The 17,920-nt window shown below is 60.5% G+C and carries 10 protein-coding genes; 5 read left to right on the top strand and 5 right to left on the bottom strand.

All coding sequences use genetic code 11. From position 1 onward, the window contains the following. Window positions 1-40 precede the first annotated feature (40 nt). Window positions 41-8,809: a peroxidase family protein gene (locus tag GH983_RS17590; RefSeq protein WP_153763104.1), complete on the bottom strand. Its 8,769-nt coding sequence runs from the start codon at window positions 8,807-8,809 to the stop codon at window positions 41-43. Between the two features lie 317 nt (window positions 8,810-9,126). On the opposite strand from GH983_RS17590, the gene GH983_RS24370 reads away from it, so the two are divergent. Further along, window positions 9,127-9,942: a hypothetical protein gene (locus tag GH983_RS24370; protein WP_246727428.1), complete on the top strand. Its 816-nt coding sequence runs from the start codon at window positions 9,127-9,129 to the stop codon at window positions 9,940-9,942. A gap of 77 nt (window positions 9,943-10,019) precedes the next feature. After that, window positions 10,020-10,562: a sensor histidine kinase gene (locus tag GH983_RS24365; RefSeq protein ID WP_246727426.1), complete on the top strand. Its 543-nt coding sequence runs from the start codon at window positions 10,020-10,022 to the stop codon at window positions 10,560-10,562. Window positions 10,563-10,625: 63 nt separating this feature from the next. Here the strand turns inward: GH983_RS24365 and GH983_RS17580 are convergent, their stop codons facing one another. From GH983_RS17580 to GH983_RS17565, 4 genes are all read right to left on the bottom strand, one after another. Beyond that, window positions 10,626-11,282, bottom strand: coding sequence for a response regulator transcription factor (locus GH983_RS17580; protein ID WP_054149545.1), 657 nt, complete (start codon window positions 11,280-11,282; stop codon window positions 10,626-10,628). Window positions 11,283-11,647: 365 nt separating this feature from the next. Continuing rightward, window positions 11,648-12,436, bottom strand: coding sequence for an ATP-binding cassette domain-containing protein (locus GH983_RS17575; protein WP_194842746.1), 789 nt, complete (start codon window positions 12,434-12,436; stop codon window positions 11,648-11,650). Window positions 12,437-12,503: 67 nt separating this feature from the next. After that, window positions 12,504-13,112: a siderophore-iron reductase FhuF gene (gene fhuF, locus GH983_RS17570; RefSeq protein ID WP_153763102.1), complete on the bottom strand. Its 609-nt coding sequence runs from the start codon at window positions 13,110-13,112 to the stop codon at window positions 12,504-12,506. Further along, complete coding sequence (locus GH983_RS17565; protein WP_246727425.1) at window positions 13,109-13,762, bottom strand: iron chelate uptake ABC transporter family permease subunit; 654 nt, start codon at window positions 13,760-13,762, stop codon at window positions 13,109-13,111. The genes fhuF and GH983_RS17565 overlap by 4 nt, the downstream gene beginning before the upstream one ends. Window positions 13,763-14,068: 306 nt before the next feature. Between GH983_RS17565 and paoA the strand changes: the two genes are divergently transcribed. The 3 genes from paoA to paoC are packed head-to-tail and all read left to right on the top strand — an operon-like array spanning window position 14,069 to window position 17,738. Continuing rightward, window positions 14,069-14,587, top strand: a complete 519-nt coding sequence (paoA, locus tag GH983_RS17560) for an aldehyde dehydrogenase iron-sulfur subunit PaoA (protein ID WP_153763101.1) — start codon at window positions 14,069-14,071, stop codon at window positions 14,585-14,587. After that, window positions 14,584-15,534, top strand: a complete 951-nt coding sequence (locus GH983_RS17555; RefSeq protein WP_069043006.1) for a xanthine dehydrogenase family protein subunit M — start codon at window positions 14,584-14,586, stop codon at window positions 15,532-15,534. The genes paoA and GH983_RS17555 overlap by 4 nt, the downstream gene beginning before the upstream one ends. A gap of 5 nt (window positions 15,535-15,539) precedes the next feature. Then, window positions 15,540-17,738, top strand: a complete 2,199-nt coding sequence (paoC, locus tag GH983_RS17550) for an aldehyde oxidoreductase molybdenum-binding subunit PaoC (protein ID WP_153763100.1) — start codon at window positions 15,540-15,542, stop codon at window positions 17,736-17,738. Window positions 17,739-17,920 lie beyond the last annotated feature (182 nt).

The following is a 17,920-nucleotide window of genomic DNA, read 5'->3' as shown; positions in this document are numbered from 1 at the left end:
CTGCCGGCCCGGGCGGGCCGGCAGTGCTGCCATGTCGTCCTCAGGATACGCCGAGGAAGTCGTTGATCGTCAGGTTGTGGCGGCCTTGCAGCGAGAGTTCGAAGTCCGCCGCATTGTCCCCTTGCGTATTGCCCCTGATCACCGTGAACTCTTCGCCGTCGCGCATCTCATGCGTGATGGTCACGTCGCCGATCGCATCGATGGTCTGGCCTGCCTCGAGCTTCATCGCACCCATGCCGGAGAAGTCGATCCGGTCGCCGGTCTGGAAGCCGTAGATCGTGTCGCCATTCGCATTGGCTGCCGAGGTGAACTTGAAGATATCGTCGCCAAGCCCGCCATCGATGACGTTGACCGCAGAAGAGGCTGTGATCGTGTCGTGGCCGGAACCGCCGATGAAATTCTCGAAGCCGTAGAAGGTATCCGAGCCCGTTGTCCCGCCGCTCACCGAGCCACGCTGGTTGAAGCCATTGCCGAGATCGACCGTCAGGTTGGCGCTGGTCGCTGCATAGTCCAGCGTGTCGGTGCCGTCTTCGCCATAGTAGACGTCATTGCCGTCATTCAGCGTCGCAATCACCGTGTCGTCGCCGGCACCCGCCCAGACACGGTCGTCGCCTGCTCCACCCTCGATCACGTCATTGCCGGCATCGCCGAAGATGAGGTCTGCACCGGCCCCGCCGAAGACGATGTCGTTGCCACCGCCGGCATGCACCTCGTCATCGCCGAGCCCGGCATTGATGACGTCATTGCCGTCACCGCCCGACACCACGTCGTCGCCGTCCTCGCCACGCAGAATGTCCGAGCCGCCCTGACCGACCAGAACATCCGTCCCAGCACCACCCAGGATCGTGTCGTCACCACCGGCGCCAACAAGTGCATCCGCCGAGGCTGTGCCGATCAGCGTCAGTGCTGCAATCGGAACCGGCGTTGGCGTCGTTCCACCACCCGTGCCTGTGCCGCCGCCTGTGCTGCCACCAGAGCCACCACCTGTGCCAGAGCCGGCGCCATCGCCGTCCCCTTCGCCTTCCGAGGCGCCGTCGTCCTCATCTTCACCATCGTCGATGCCATCGTCGTCTTCATCGTCGTTGTCGGTCTGGCCGTCATCGCCGCCGTCATCGTCGCCATCACCGTTGTCTTCCCCGCCATCGGTGGGGCCATCCTCGAGATCCGACGAGAAGATGTCTTCCGGCAGGCCGGTGAGACCGGTGTTGCGGGTGACGATGTCAGAGAAGCCCTGGCCATCAATGAAGTTCTCATAGAGGTCGAAATTGTCGAAGCGCTCCAGATAGTAGAGGCGATCCGCTTCCTGCAGGCGATCGAACTGCTCATGCAGGACGACCCAGAAGGTGTCGCCGGCCATGCCACCGTTGAAGTGCCTCTCGGCAAGACCACCGACCCAGAGATCGACGCGATCAATGCCCTTAACCAGACCGGTACCATCGGGCTGGACCGCGACGACATTGCCGTTGATCGCCTTGAAGGCTGCGATCTGGTCGGCCTGCAACACGAGATCCGGATACGCTGCGATGAACTGCGCAAGCACGACATCGCTGAGCCCGTTGCGCTGCTGGAAGTCCTGCCAGCTCGAATAGGGGTTCATCGAACCGCCATTGGCTTCGAGGAACTCGACAGCGAACTTGATGTAGGGATCGGTCGAGGCTTGCAGATCGGCCTTGACCTGATTGAGCGTGCCGAGACCGACGTCGCGTCCACGCGCCACGTTGAAGGCGAAGAGATCGGCGCGGATACGCACGAGGTCGTTTCGAACCGCATCGACGATGTTGAAGTCCACGTCTTCCGCGGGTTGCTCGACGATGCCAGCAAGGATCGCACCGGTGCCGAGCTGCTCGTAGCCGGGCTTCGGATCGTAACCCATCGCCTGCAACTGGGCGATCTCTGCCGCTGTGAACACGTCGTTGGTCGGGTTCAAAAAGGCATCGAACAGATTGACCGAGACGTTTTGCCCATCCGGCCCCTTGACCATGATCGTGTCGCCGATCAGCGAGTGGCCGATACGGTAGACCGCAGCCGCAAACTCGTGGCTGATGCCGGCGTCTGCCTGATCGTTATAGCCTTCGAAGCCGTGGCTGCCGTCGCCCTGGATGCCGCCGATGAGCGCATCGGCGAATTCCGTGAATACGACGCGCTGGTACTCGGCCTCGTTGACCATCTTGGCCGCCTGGAAGAGTTCTTCCGGGGTGCCCTCAAAACCCGCAGCCTGCAGCTTCTCGACATGGAAGTTGTGGTTGCGGGCCCAGATGGTGTGCATCGAGGTCAGAGTGAAGTTCTCGTTCGCACGACCGTCACCGCCGATATAGTGATCAAGCGGGCTGATCATCGGGTTGGCGTCGAGCAGAAGCGCATGGCTCGAGCCCATGAAGTCACCGGCGAGTTCTCGGACAACGGTCATGTTGTACCCACCCGCCTGCGTCCACAGGGTCGGATAGTACTCGAGCAGGGTCTTGCCAGTGCCGAGGCCCGGCCCTTCGAAGATGGTTCCGGCTGCCCGGTGATGATCGAGCAATTCGCGCAGCGTCGACATCAGGTGGAAGCCCTCCGCCGAGGGATCTTCCGGACCCATCAGGATCCGCGAACCGACACCGCCGGCGCCGTCGCTTTCCCGCAGGAACTGACCTACGATCACATTCGAACCATAGACCTGGTTCTGGTCGACGTAAGGCGAGGTCTTGTTGATATGCTGGGGCGTATCACTCGCCGATTGCAGCGGGCTCGCCAGCGAGCCACGGGTGAGATCGGTGAAGTTGGCCGCCGTCGGTCCGGGGATGTCGGCACCGTCGATGATCACCTTGCCGGCCCCACCCTTTGGCAGGAAGTCGAGACCGTGGTCGAAATACTGACCGAAGGCCATGAAGAAGATGTTGGCCTCATTCGGCGCCTTTGGCAGGTTTGCCTCCTGCGCACCGATGGCATTGGAGATCGCCCGTGGATCGAGCCCGTCGAAGATCGGGTTGAGGGCCCGGTTGATGATGTTGCCCTGGGCATCCAACTCGACACCGTCGCCATAGCGGGCTTCGGTCAGGCGGAGGAAGGGCTCGTCGGCAGAGCCGAACGTCGGATTTTCGATGTTGTTGCCGTTGCCCGAGAGATCACGGACGCCGCCAGCACCTGCCGTATCATCATCTCCCTCGAAGGCGGGCAAGCCCTTGAGGAGGTTGGTGATGCCCTGGATGTCGCGCGCTGTGTATTCAAAGGCGCCTGCGGGACCGGGAATTGTACCGGGGTTCTCGACCCCATGTTCGCTCGGGACAGCAAGCTGTGGCACCTCGCCCGAGAAGGTTATCGAGTGCGGCCCATTCGAAAGCGTTTTCGTGCCGTCGCCGTTCTCTGTCAGCGCATAGTCTGTCGGATTCGCGCCTTCGGGGATCTCAACGACATCCTGTGCACGCAGGGTACCGATGATCGTGTCCTGGCCCCCGGCGCCTCGGAATAGAATTCGATGCGCGGACTCCAGATCCGCAATGTTGACCGTGTCGTCTCCCTCGGAACCTTCGATCGTAATCGTATTGAAGTTGAGGCTGGTCGGGTTGAAGTTACCGATCGGGATGACAAGATCGTTCCCCGGACCGGTGTTGATGATGATTTCCTCGATATTGTCGAGCTCGGCGATCACGTTGTTGTTGGCCGTACCATTGCGAGTGATAACGATCTCGGTGTTGGCATTGAGAGTCCGGCCAGGCAGCGCGAGCCAGTCGGCTCGGGCATAGATGCGATAGGTTTCTGCTGTATTGTTTCCGTTGACGATGAAGGTGTCATTGGTGCCTGCGCCACCATCGATGAAGTCGCGACCATCTGTACGGGTAAAGACCGGTATGCCCAGTACCAAGATCGGATTATCCACCGTCCAGCTAATGGTGTCATCGCCAGCGCCAGCGTTGATCGTGTCATTGCCACCATTACCTGCGATGATATCTGCCCCATTCGTGCCGTTGATGCTAGTGCCGAGACCACTTCCGCCGATCGTGTCACCGACGGGAGTGGTCGGTGCGGAGGTCACCGTCGTCAGCGCACCAGCGCCATCGGTATATGTCACTTGAACCCGCAGCAGATTGCCGACCTGTGCCGCAACTGGCGTAAACGTCGACGCGGTGGCAGCTGCGATGTTACCCCAGGTCGCCCCATTGTTGGTCGACACCTGCCACTGATAGGCAAATGCGCCGAGGCCATCCGGATCTGCAATACCTGCCGTATTGACGGACAGTTGCTGGGGCCGCGTGGGCGTCAAATCGGAAATCACGGGAACACCGCTCTGACCTTCCTGCGCGTTCGTTACGGTGACCGCGAGAGCCTGGGTGTCGACTGCAATTCCGTCCGAGACCTGGACCACTACGTCATAGACGTTGTTGCCGCCGGCATCCGTCGGTGCTTCGAAGTTCGGCGCAGAAATGAACGACAGAACACCAGTGTTCTCATCAATCGAGAACAATCCGGCATCTGCCCCACCGCTGATCGAATAGGTCAGCACCTGACCCGCATCGAGCTCCGTTGCGGTTACGGTGGTAACGACGGTCAAGTTTTCGGGACGAGAGACTGCGGCCGTATCACCGCCGCCGTTCGACGTAATGACGGGTGGCCGGTTCAGCAGATCCTCGAGCAAGACCGTTGAACCGTCTCCGAAGCGCAAGGCTTCGATGTTCGACAGGCGGTCCGTTCCGTCAGACGTAACCAGCCCAAGCGTACCGTCTGGATCGACCGATACATGGGTGACAGTGACGCTACCGTCCGTGTTGACTTCAAACGAGTAATTTTCGCGCACATCAGAGTAGACTGCGACGTCGACATCTCCCGATTTGCCGCCGTCGACGATTTCGCGAACGATCTTCATCTGGCCTGGCGTGATCGTACGCTCAAGCAGAAGGTCGGAGAGAGCCTTGCCGCCGAAAGCCGGCGCCGTATTCGCCGGGATTTCACCATTGACGAGCTGCGACTGCAGATAGACGGGACCTGCGAGGCTGTCGGCCGTATAAATGGGTCCATCTGGCGTTGGCGAGATCCTGATCCGCACATTCAACCAGGCGTCGCCATCAATGACGTCGTCGCCACCGCGGCCTTCGATGAGATCGCTGCCGCCGCCGCCGAGCAGGATATTGCCGTCGTCGAAGGCGATTTCGGCTTCGCGGGCGGCTTCGCCTACAGTTGTGGATGTCTGGACGAGGTTGCCCAGCAGTTCCCGCAGGCCGGCGATGCGATCGATGCCTGCCTGGCTGAGGTGGTGCTTGACCATGGTGTTTTCGGCGCCGGCAAGGTTCGCACCCGGCTCGGCCTCGGGATCCGGCGTTGACGGGAAGGCCGTCGCGCGATTGTCACCGCGAAGCACGTCGTTCTGCTTGTAACCCGAAAGACCTTCGACAGCGTCGAAGCGGTTGCGCAGGATGTCTTGCTGGTCGGTCGTGAAAATCGGCTTGGTCAGATCCGCATCGGCATTTTCGCTGTTGCCCTTGTAGATCGCCCAGTCATAGCCCCACATGCCTTCATTGCGCATGACGCTTTCGCCCTGCACCATGATGTCGTCGCCGGACTCGGCGTCAAAGTCATGTTCGTTCTCGCCGGCGAACATGACGTCGTGGCCGAGGATAGTCGAGTTGAAGAACAGTTCGGAATTGTCGCCGGCTGTCGTGTCGAAGCCGTTGCCGCCTTCGATCCAGTCGTCGCCTTCGTTGCCGAGCAGGAAGTCGCCGCCTTCGCCGCCGAGCATGAAGTCGTTACCCTCGCCGCCGAACATCTCCTTGCCATCGGGGCCGGCGATGAGGACGTCGGACCCCTGGTTGCCGAAGACGAGCGCCAGGCCGGAGCCGCCATGGATGACGTCGTCTCCTTCCTCACCCATGAGGAAGTCGGTTTCGCCGATGTCGGTGCCGGAATTGGTGATGATATCGTCGCCTTCACCCCCGTGGATCTTGTCGACACCATAGCCGGCTTCGATCCGGTCATTGCCGCCACGGCCCCAGACGGTGTCGTCGCCGCCACCAGAAATGATGATGTCGTCACCGTCAGTGCCCTGGATCAAGGCGTGATCGAGACTGTTGAACTGGAGGAAATTGGTGCTCGCATCCCGCTTCACCATGGGCGACAGCGCGTTCTGGAAGAGATCGGTACCCGTCGGATCGTCGTACCCCCACTTCTCCTGCTCGGTGAGGTCGACGTAGAGCACATGATCCGGGACGGAGAAGATGTCGCCCGGCACGGCATATCCGGTCTCGCCGATATCGGTGTTGCGGATGACCATTTCGGCGAAGGAATTGGCTTCCAGTTCGTTGAGAAGGTTCAGACCCTGGGTGCGCGACAGATAGTAGAAACGGTCGCCGTTCTGCAGGTTTTCAAGCTGGAGTTCGAAGACGAAGGAGAAGGTCGAGCCCAGCATGCCGCCGAAGGCCATCTTCTTCTCGGCCAGACCGCCAATCCAGAGATCGACGTCGTTGAGGCCGCCAAGGCTCTGCGCATATTGCCCTGTGCCATTGAGGAAGGCCTGGCGATCCGTCTCATTCAGCGTGCTGTCACCGAAGACGAGCTTCATCGCTGCATCACGTTTGGCCTCAGCAGTCGTGGCACCGGTAATCGTCGCATGCGTTCCATAGGCAGCGATAAAGTTAACGATCGACGCCGGGTTTTTGAGGTTCATGCCGAAGTCGACCCAGTTCTTGTAGGGGTCGAGCTGTGTGTCGCCGTTGGCGATTTCCTTGAACTGGGCGCGCGCAGCATTGAGGCCCGGAAGACCGGTCTCGCGGCCGCGAGCGATGTTCAGCGCCGCAAGGTCGAGCGGAATGCCAACCAGATGGTTGCGCAGAACGTCCGTGACGAATTCGTCGATCTCGTTGCCGACCTGCCCGGTCATGCCGCGGATGACGGCGCCGGCGCCCTGGTCGGCGGTGATCTGACCAGGTGCGTAAGCTGTCGGGTTCAGGAAGGCGGTGAACAGGTCCATCGACGACTTGGCACCTGAGGCGCTCACGCTGTCTACGGTCTCATTCAGCATCGAATGGCCGAAGCGATATACGACATGGGCGAACTCGGCGAAGATTGCCGGATTGATATCCATCGACGGATTGAAGACGAAGGCGTCGACATCCGGCTGGACCTTGCGGGCGAACTCTTCGAAGACCAGATGCTGGTACTGCATTTCGGTGGTGAAACGGGCTGCCTGGAACAGACGCTCGCCATCCCAGTTCAGCGTGGCAAGGTTGCCGGGCAGAGCCGTCACGTCCGTCGCGAGCCATTCGTTCAGGAAGGCGAAGTTGCCGCTTTGGGCCGCAGCGATCGCCTTTGCCTTCACCTGCTCGACAATGCGGTTGTGCTCGGAGTGGAAAATGTGGTGGACGGCGGTTAGGCCGATGTTTTCGTTGCCGCGACCGTCGCCCGTGACGAAATGCGCGTCGAGGAGCTCGTTGTCATAGGTGGTGGCCTGACCGAACTCATTGAGCGGGATGGCATTGTTTGCGACAGCATCGGTATCCGCCGTCTTCATGATGGCGGGGGTGGCCGGGTTGCGGTCGTTGTCGACCAGGCCGGGCACAGCATTATGCGCGATGTCGTCGAGGAAGGCATGGCTGGTCAGGACGGCATTTGCGAGGCTTATCGGCGTCGTGAGGTTGCCTTCAACCCAGACGATGTTGTTCGGAGTGCCAGTGGCGACCATCGGAAGGCCATTCGGGCCGCGGACGAATTCGCCGTAGGCGTCCATCTTGAACAACGGCACGGCCCCGACGAACTCATCCGTCAGGTTAATGCCAAACATGTCACGCGCCTGTTCCTTGACTTCCCCCCATGTCGCGATCCCCTTGGCCCCTTCGAGCAGGTGACCCGTCGATACGGGCTTGCCGTCGACCAGCTTGTATTCGCGCAGGAAAAGTTGCTTCGAAGCGACGGAGGAGTAGGTCTGGTTCTGATCGACGAACGGCGTGGTCAGGTTGAGCGGCTGTTGTGGCGCGCGTGTCAGCACCATGTAGTTGGTGAAACTGCCGGGCACGTAGAGCGGGTCATCCTGTGCCAGCGGAATGTAGATCTTGTCGTTGCCGCCCTTCTGGACCAGATCGAGGCCGTGATCGAAGAACTGGCCGAACAGCGTGAACCAGGAATTGTAGGGCGCCGATAGGCCTTCGTCCGGCGCCACGTTCTCGATCAGTATGGAAGGGCCATCGAAGGTGATGCCGTAGGTCGTCTCAAGCGCAGGCGCCACCGTCTTCGTGACGTCAGCAATGAGCACTGCAACAGTCTTCTGTTCGGCTGCCGGAAGCAGACCGTTGGCCGTCTTGGCCGAAGCCAGAAGCCCATCGAACTGCGTCTTGATTGCCGTCACAGCGTTGAGGACATTGCCTGTGAAGCCGGCCTGCAGGAGGGCCGTGTAGATCGCAGCGGGGTTGGACAGCGTCTGATCGACGATGAGGTTAGAGATCAGTCGGGGATCCGCATCGGCCACGGCGCCGGTCGGGTTGTAGGCGCCGCCGATCGTTGTGAAACTGTTCTGCCCGGTCCGGATCTGAAACGTGTCCCCGTCGCTGACGCGCCACTCGTCGCCCAGCAGGTCGAGGAACGGCTGATCGACGGCGCCCCAATTCTCGCGACCGGCGCCCAGATTGTTGAAGCTGCCGTCCACCGTACGAAGGCCGTAGGGAACGTGCTCTGCGCTGATGGCGAGCGTCGCACCGGGCATGCCTTCCGATACAACATTGCCGAGCTCGTCGACCCAGATATTGGTCAAGGCCTTCGCATCGGCCCCAGAATGAGCGATCGAGTTTGCTTCGGCGATCTTGATCTGCCGCAGGATGAATTCGAGATCGTGCTGGTTGACCTGGACCATGCTTTTATCGGGGAAGCCCCCGCCTCCGATGTTCGCCCCTGTACGTCCTGTCAGGGTTTTGTCAGGAGAGCAGGGTCTCACAGCCACGCGGAATGGTAAGGGTACTTGGTCTCGCGAAATCATGGATCAAAGTCCAAACTTAGTTCAGACCTTGGTCTGAACTTCTGCAGAACGCAGTCGACAAGAAGACTTAAGCGTGCATCAATTCGAGCCCAAGTGTAGGCAGGGAAACTGCATCACTATACTGGGTGCCTCTGGAAGGCGCGGGGGAAGGGAAAACCGATGCTTATGCCCTGGGCAGAACTCGGCCCGGTGTGATGAACACCAAGTCGAAGAAGATTGCACATGAAATTGCGCCGCTATCCTTGGTCCAGAGCGCCTGGACAAGGCTGAAATCCCTGTCGCTGTCGGCACAGTTCCTGATTGCGGCATCCCTGATCGTCTTTGGCCTGATGACCGGCGTGAGCCTGTTTGTCGCCGCACAGGTCGAAAAGGCGGCCCGGAATGCGGCGGGCTCCGCAGGAGGCGTCAGACTGCAGACCCTCGTCGCCCCCCTGTTGGAGCGCGCCGAAGACGGGGAGTTTCGCTTCGATGAGAAATTTCAAGCCAATGTTTCGAGACTGATCGGGACCGGGCCTCCGGGACAGCGGATCATCAACATCAAGATCTGGTCTGCCGATGGCCGACAGGTCTATCCACCTGATGCCTCCGGGGAGCCCCTGCTGTTTGACGAGCTCGAACAAGCCCTCGCCGGAAGGACGATCGTCTCCCGTACCACGGTTGCCAAACACGCCTATACGGACGAAGAGGAAGCCCAGTCTCTTCTCGAGGTTTATAGTCCTCTCGTCAGGTCGTCCGAAGGTGTGGTTTTGCTGGCGGGTGAGATCTACGAAGAATCCGAGGTGCTCGAACGGCAGATTGCAGAGACCCGGCGAACGTCGATGGCTGGCGTCTTTCTTCTGTCTGTGCCGATGCTGTCAATGCTCTATCTTGTGGTCAGGCGAGGCGCGCAGCTTATCGAACAACAGCGCCGAACTCTGAAGGAAAGCCTCCGCAACGCGATCGAGCTGTCGGTTGAAACAATCGCCTCCGCCTCCTCGCCGACAATGCGCGGACAGAAGCCGGCAAGCTGAATGAGCGCATCCTGGATCAGATCGGTGCGGACCTGCATGATGGTTCGGTTCAGCTTCTCACGCTCCTGAAGCTGCGTTTGAGCGATCTGGTCACGCCGCGGCCGGATGTCTCCCCAGAGATGCGGGATGCCCTCACCAAGATCCTGGATCTCGTAGGCAGTGTTCTCGATGAGGTACGTAACCTGTCGGCCGGGTTGGTGCTTCCCGAGCTCGAGCACGCCACCATCGACGAGGCTCTCCAGTTGGCAACCAAGCGTTACCTCGAGATCACGGGACGTGAAACGGTCTTGACTGGGGGCGCGGGCACGGATCTGCGCATTCCTGATCTGTCGATCTGCCTCTACCGGTTCGTTCTCGAAGGGCTGATGAACAGCTACCGTCACGCCCACGGTAATTCTCACATGGTGCGCTGCAGCTTCAAACGCGGACGTCTGTTCGTCGCGGTGGTGGATATTGGCCAACGCCCGGTCTTGTCGTCGAAACGTGAGGTGCAGAGGGCGCGATTGGGCAAGGTCAGCCAGAAGCGACGCGTTCGCACATTTGGTGGTCGGGTACGCTACTTCCCACGCCGAAACGGTTCATTTGTTGTGGCCAGCTTGCCGATCGGAAATGTCGACTGATACCAAGTGTTGATGACAAGAACCCATAGGATCGGTTCCTATCATCGACACTTGGTACGATCGTCAGCTTGCGATCCGGTCCCGCGGCGACGTCCGGTTCCTCACGGCAATCACGAGTTCGACGCGATTGCGGACGTTGAGTTTGCTCATCAGTGAAGTCATGTAGTGTTTGACCGTCTTTTCGCTGATGTTCAGGCCGACACCGATTTCCCTGTTCGTCATGCCCTTGAGCAGGCCGCTGACGATCTGCTCCTCGCGATGGTGTAGCTGCTCACGCGGCTGTGCCTTGCGCCGCAGCTCCGACGTCTTCATCGACACGATGACTTTGGTTGCAAAGCCGGGTGTGATGTAGGTCTCGCCGCTGTGAGCACTGATGATGGCGTGATGCAAATCCGAAGATGATGCGCCCTTGAGGACATAACCGCTGATACCAGCTTCGATGAGTTCGACGGCGGGCTGGATCGCGCTGGAAGCCGTGAAGACGATAACCTTGGTCGCGGGATAGGACGCCAGCATAACGTCGATCGCTGCGAAGGCATCTCCCGGCATGCTCAGATCCATGACGATTACGTCCGGATGATGGTTTTCCAGGATGTTCAGGGCATCCACGCTGTTATGCCCCATCGCCACGACATCAAGATCAGCCTTGGTCCTGTACAGGCTGACCAGTCCCTCCAACAGTATCGGATGATCGTCTACAAACGCGACACGTACAAGCATTACCCCTACCCCTCTAGGGATATATTTACCATGGCAAATACCTTTCAGGAAGCAGTTGTTTAAGTTTCAGTTAATACTGGCGCGGCCTTTTCTGGTAGAGTCGGCGAGCCGGCGCCTCGGCTGCAGTTGCTGGTCTGCGCTGGGCCACGACTACTGTGATACCAGTTTGACCCTCAAAGCGATTTACGGCGGGCCAGCTTATATTCTAAACTGTATATGTTTATTATCTAATATTTACTTCTTGGAAGCCGTTAGTTGGCGAGTGATGAGCTTGGCGTTTGCGCTTACTGTCGGGTTCGACCAGACAATCTGGAAAGCCCGTCATTGGGAATTGCGCGCTGTCGGTGGACGAGCTTCAACGCAGCCTAACGCGCAATCGCCAGAGGTTTCCCCGTTGGCTCGTGGATCATGACGTCCATCGGCAAACCATAGATGCGCTGGAGTGCTTCAGGCGTCATGATCGTCTCTGAGGCTCCCTGTATGATCACGCGGCCTGAATGGAGCACCGTGATGGTATCGCAAAAGCGGGACGCCATGTTGATGTCGTGCAGCACGATGATGATGCCGAGACCCTTCTCCTGAGACAGCTTGCGGACCAGTGAGAGGACCTCGATCTGATGGGAAATGTCGAGGGCCGAGATCGGTTCGTCGAGCAACAGGTATTCCGTATCCTGAGCCACCAGCATGGCGAGCCAGGCACGTTGTCTTTCACCGCCGGAGAGCGTGGCGACGAGGCGGTCAGCGAGCGGGGCGACACCGGTCAATGCAATTGCTTCCTCTGTCTTTTGTCTGTCCACCTCGCCGAAACGACCGAAGGCGCCTTGCCAGGGATAGCGTCCAAGCGACACGAGTTCGCGGACGGTCATTCCGGCAGCCGAGGGTAGGTGCTGCGCCAGATAGGCGACCTTGCGCGCCAGCGCCCGGTCGCCCCAGGTGTCGAGCCGTCGTCCGTTCAGGGTGATGCTGCCGCTCGTGGGCATTTGCTGACGTGCCAACAGTTTCAGAAACGTCGATTTGCCTGAGCCGTTGTGCCTGATCAGTCCGAGAACCTGGCCATCGATCGGGATCTCAAGCGTCAGTGGCGCAAGAATGGGCCGTTCGGCCACATCGAAGGCGACGTCGCAAAGAGAGAAGGTCGATCTCTGTCTGTTCAAGATTTCATCCTTTTTACTCGATCTGGGCAGAGACTGCGGCAATCCTCGATGCCCGGAATGCGATCCCTCAGACAGCAGACTTTCCGGCGACGCACGCGCATCCGTCTTCCTCGACGTAGCGGATGGCATCCGTCATCGGGGCGGGTAGGTTGAAGGCTGGGTTTTTCCCGGGAAGCTGCCGGACAATCCACTCGAGATAATGCGCCGCATTGCCCCAGAATACTTTTCTCGACAGGCCGCTCTGCCTTGCCAAGGCATCAATGAGCGGGGTCAGGTGCGTGGAGACCAGCAGGGAGGCTGCCTGGTCTGCCTCCTCTGTCGTGAAAGCGGTGGGCAGACGCAAGGCGACCGGCTCGCCGTCGTCGTCGACGACGATCACTGTGTTCTCGATCTCGGCATGAACGGCTTTTCCCCCGATCACGGATAGGGCCGTGACGGGGATGATCACGGTTGCCAGATATTTCTGCGACCATAGGGAAACCAGATAGCCATCGGGTTTGACGCCAAAGCGACGTGCGTAGCTTTGTATGAGACAAGCAAAGGCATCGGCTTCCAGCACCTGTGCGGATGGCTCCACCCTGCGGATTTCCGTTCCATGGGACAGTCTGTCCCTGATCGGCGACAGCAGGCCGCTCAATCGTGCGAGCCGATCCTGCGGACTGCTGATCCCGTTCATGGGTGTCTCCGGTAAAGGAGCCACAGGAAGTAAGGTCCACCGACGAAGGCCGCGAGGACGCCTGCCGGGATCTCGTAGGGGAAGTGAATGCTGCGACCGAGCCAGTCAGCTGTGGTCATCAAGGCTGCCCCGATCGCTGCGGCGCACAAGGCCCGGTTCAGCGGTTTCGGAGGCGTGGTCATCGCCGCGATATGGCGCGCGATCAGTCCGACAAAGCTCAAGGGGCCGACGATCAAGGTTGCCGCGGCGGTGAGGACGGCTGACAGCGACAGGAGCCACGTTCGGCACCGTCGTGGGTGAAGCCCCAGTTCGCGCGCCGCCTGGTCTCCGAGTGGCAGGATTTGCAGCCAGCGTCGAAAAAGCGGAAGCAGAGCAAGAGCGACCAGCAAGATCGCCAATCCCGCCCACCCGGTGATTGCGGTCGCACGGTAGGTCGGGCCCATCGACCAGGCCAGCACATAGACCGCACGCGGATCGCCGCTTGCCAGCACGACAGTGATGAGCGTGGCGGAAAAGGTGCCGATGGCGGCACCTGTGAGCAAGGCCGGTCCGGGCGCATGGGCGGATTTGGCGGTGATGGCCATCATCACCAGAAATGTCGCGAGCGCCCCGCCAATGCCGCCGAGCAACATGACCAGCGGAGAGGACAACACTCATGGCGGTGCGGGTCACAAAGAAACATGTCTTGAAAGCTCATGTTAAGCTTTTGCGGGCGCTGCATGCAAGCACAAAGCCCAAGCCGCGAGCCGGTATCGCCCAAAGGAGTTGGCGTGCGCCACTGTCGATCCTCTCGCAAGCAGACAGCCAACGCCCAGCAGGACCTGATATCGGTTGGAACAAAGTCGGGTCGGGTGGCTTTTGCAAACTTGGCGCGGCTGTGGCTGGTCGAGTGTCGGTCGCATCCCGGCGAATAGGCCGGAACCGTTCCCGTGGGGACGCGATAACGAGGTGAGTTGATGAATGAGACTAGCAAGGTTCGCCTGACGGTGAACCGGATATCCCGCGAGATCGACCTCGACAACCGAACCACATTGCTCGACCTCTTGCGAGAAAACCTGCAGCTCACGGGCACCAAAAAAGGCTGCGATCATGGCCAGTGCGGCGCATGCACCGTCATCGTCGACGGACGTCGGATCAATTCGTGCCTGACACTCGCCGTCATGAACGAGGGCGCTGAGGTCACCACGATCGAGGGGCTGGGCGCGCCCGGCGATCTGCACCCGATGCAGGCCGCTTTCGTCAAGCATGACGGGTTCCAGTGTGGCTACTGCACGCCCGGTCAGATCTGTTCCTCCGTCGCGATGCTCGAAGAGATCGCGGCCGACGTCCCCAGCCACGTTACCGATGACCTGATGAACAAGGCACGACCGACCGCCGAGGAGATCCGCGAGCGGATGAGCGGCAATATCTGTCGCTGCGGTGCCTATTCCAACATCGTCGATGCCATTACCGAGGTCGCGGAAACACGCTCATGAAAGCCTTCACCTATGAACGCGCGGCCTCGGCCGAAGCGGCAGCGCAAATTGCCGCGTCAAATCCGCATGCCAAGTTTATTGCAGGCGGTACCAATCTTCTCGATCTGATGAAGCTCCAAATCGAGACGCCGACCCATCTGATCGATGTCAACGGGCTGGACCTCGACGAGATTGAACCGACGGCGGAAGGTGGCCTGCGGATCGGGGCCTTGGTGCGCAATACAGATCTGGCAGCCCATGAGATTGTCCGTCGAGACTACCCGCTGCTTGCGCGGGCGCTGCTTTCCGGTGCTTCCGGGCAATTGCGCAACCGCGCCACGACCGGCGGAAACCTTCTGCAGCGGACCCGCTGTCCCTATTTCTACGACACCAATCAACCCTGCAACAAGCGGCAGCCGGGCAGCGGCTGTTCGGCCATCGGCGGCTTCAGTCGGCAGCATGCGGTCCTCGGGGTAAGCGACGCCTGCATCGCGACCCATCCCAGCGACATGGCCGTTGCGATGCGCGCGCTCGATGCCGTCGTCGAGACTGTGAAGGCGGATGGCAGCCGGCGGGTCATTCCGCTTGCCGACTTTCACCGTCTGCCGGGAGACACGCCGCATATCGAAACGGTCCTGGAGCAGGGCGAGATCATCGCGGCAGTCTGTCTGCCGCCGCCGATCGGCGGCACCCAGATCTATCGCAAGGTTCGCGACCGCGCATCCTATGCCTTCGCGCTCGTGTCTGTCGCAGCCGTGATCCAGCCGGACGGGTCCGGGCGGATCACTCTCGGGGGCGTCGCGCACAAGCCGTGGCGGATCGAGGATGCGGAGGCACAACTGCCGAACGGTGCTCAAGCGACGGCGGCAGTCTTGCTCGCTGGCGCCCGACCCACGGACCAGAACCGTTTCAAGCTCGCTCTCGTGGAGCGCTTGCTGAGCGCCGTCATTGCGCAAGCCAAGGATTAAAGCTCATGAAGTTCGACAGGCCAGAAACGACCAATCCCATCGACAATCTGAAGGTGATCGGCCGGCCCACGCACCGGATCGACGGCGAGCTCAAGACGACGGGTCGCGCCACCTATGCCTATGAGCACTGGGATCTCGGTCTCAAGATCGCCTATGGCTATCCGGTGGCTGCCGGCATTGCCAAAGGGCGCATCATCAAGATCGACAGCGAGAGCGCCCGGCAGGCACCTGGCGTCATTGCCGTGGTCACCACACTTGACGTCGGAAAGCGCGAGAAGGGTGAGCACAATACGGCAACGCTCTTTGGCGGAGATGTCGTGCAGCATTATCATCAGGCAATCGCGCTTGTCGTTGCCGAGACATTCGAGCAGGCACGGGCGGCTGCTTCGCTGATCGACGTCTCCTACGAGCGCGAGGAGGGGGTTTTCGATCTGTCCGAGGCCATGAAAACGGCAGAAAAGCCTTCGGAAGATGAGGCGCCCGACAGTGCCTTCGGCGACTTCGATGATGCCTATGCTCGCTCGTCTGTGACGCTCGATGCCGAGTACAGCACGCCGGACCAGTCGCATGCGGCGATGGAGCCGCATGCCTCGATGGCAGTCTGGGACGGCGATGAACTGAAGATCTGGACCTCGAGCCAGATGATCGACTGGTGGCGGACGGATCTTGCGACCTTCCTTGGCATGGACAAGGAGAAGATCCGGCTGATGTCACCCTTCATCGGCGGAGGCTTCGGCGGCAAGCTGTTTCTCAGGGCGGATGCGGTGCTTGCCGCGCTGGGTGCCAAGGCTGCTCGATGCGCGGTCAAGGTCTCCCTGCCGAGGCCGGTGATCATGAACAATACCACCCATCGGCCGGCGACGATCCAGCGTGTCCGGATCGGTGCCGATACAAAGGGCAAGATTGAGGCGATTGGACATGAGAGCTGGTCCGGCAACTTGCCGGAGGGAAGCCTCGAAACGGCGGTCAACCAGACGCGACTTCTCTATGCGGGCGAAAACCGCATGACCGCCATGCGCCTGGCCATGCTCGACCTGCCCGAGGGCAATGCGATGCGCGCGCCGGGCGAAGCGCCGGGCCTTATGGCGCTCGAAATTGCCATGGACGAGATGGCCGAAAAGCTCGACATCGATCCCGTCGACTTCAGGGTCATCAACGACACGCAGGTTGATCCGGAGAACACGGATCGCCCGTTCTCGAAACGCGACCTGATCGGTTGTCTGCGCCTCGGGGCGGAACGCTTCGGGTGGAGCGATCGAGGCCAGCCGGGAGCACGACGCGACGGCAACTGGCTGATCGGAACCGGTGTCGCCGCTGCCTATCGCGACAACTTGCTCGTTGAGTCCGGTGCCCGTGTCCGCCTCGAAAGCAATGGTCGGATTACCGTCGAGACTGACATGACCGATATCGGCACGGGCAGCTACACCATCATCGCGCAGACCGCTGCCGAAATGATGGGGGTGACGCTGGAGGAAGTCGATGTCCGGCTCGGCGATTCCAGCTTTCCGGTATCCGCCGGCTCCGGCGGTCAGTTCGGTGCCAATTGTTCGACGGCTGGCGTCTATGCAGCCTGCGTCAAGCTGCGCGAGGCCGTCGTCAAGAAACTCGGTCTCAATGCTCAGGACGTTCGATTCGAAGGCGGTCAGGTTCGCTCGGGCAATCATGCTATCCCGCTATCGGATGCTGTCGGTGCTGATGCTCTGGTCGGCGAGGACACGATCGAATGGGGTGATCTCTCCAAGATCCATCAGCAATCGACCTTCGGCGCGCACTTCGTCGAAGTGGGTGTGGATGTCGTCACCGGAGAATGTCGCGTACGGCGCATGTTGGCCGTATGCGCCGCTGGCCGCATTCTCAACCCGATTACCGCGCGGAGCCAGGTGATCGGCGCGATGACCATGGGCATTGGGGCCGCGCTTTCGGAGGAGCTTATCGTCGACACGAGCCGAGGCTTTTTCGTCAACCACGATCTCGCCGGTTACGAGGTGCCCGTGCACGCGGACATTCCGAGCCAAGAGGTGATCTTCCTCGACGAAACCGATCCGATGTCGTCACCGATGAAGGCCAAGGGTGTCGGCGAACTGGGGCTGTGCGGCGTATCCGCGGCGATTGCGAATGCCATCTACAACGCCACGGGTGCTCGTATCCGCGACTATCCGGTCACGCTGGACAAGCTGATCGGACATCTGCCCGCCGATTTTTGATCTCGGACCGCTAGAGGGCGCGCGCGGCATCGATGTCGGGCGCGTCTTTGCTCCCCGTGTGAGGGTGCCGCCTATGGAAGGCGGAGCGTTGCGATCCTGTCGAGTTTGAGGATAGCATCACAGCCTCGGAACTGGCGTACTTTTCGCGGTGCGCCGGCAAACTACGATGGCGAGGTCACAGG

The organism is Agrobacterium sp. MA01 (assembly GCF_009650195.1).
In the GTDB taxonomy this organism is placed as follows: domain Bacteria; phylum Pseudomonadota; class Alphaproteobacteria; order Rhizobiales; family Rhizobiaceae; genus Allorhizobium.
The sequence above is the reverse complement of the archived record's forward strand: the minus strand, read 5'-3'. Positions and strand labels throughout refer to the sequence as shown.

What these genes read in the sequence shown, in the direction of transcription:
- GH983_RS17590 (WP_153763104.1), bottom strand. Translation starts at nt 8,809, where the DNA reads ATGGTCCAGGTCAACCAGCACGATCTCGAATTCATCCTGCGGCAGATC.
- GH983_RS24370 (WP_246727428.1), top strand. Translation starts at nt 9,127, where the DNA reads ATGAACACCAAGTCGAAGAAGATTGCACATGAAATTGCGCCGCTATCC.
- GH983_RS17580 (WP_054149545.1), bottom strand. Translation starts at nt 11,282, where the DNA reads ATGCTTGTACGTGTCGCGTTTGTAGACGATCATCCGATACTGTTGGAG.
- fhuF (WP_153763102.1), bottom strand. Translation starts at nt 13,112, where the DNA reads ATGAACGGGATCAGCAGTCCGCAGGATCGGCTCGCACGATTGAGCGGC.
- paoA (WP_153763101.1), top strand. Translation starts at nt 14,069, where the DNA reads ATGAATGAGACTAGCAAGGTTCGCCTGACGGTGAACCGGATATCCCGC.
- GH983_RS17555 (WP_069043006.1), top strand. Translation starts at nt 14,584, where the DNA reads ATGAAAGCCTTCACCTATGAACGCGCGGCCTCGGCCGAAGCGGCAGCG.
- paoC (WP_153763100.1), top strand. Translation starts at nt 15,540, where the DNA reads ATGAAGTTCGACAGGCCAGAAACGACCAATCCCATCGACAATCTGAAG.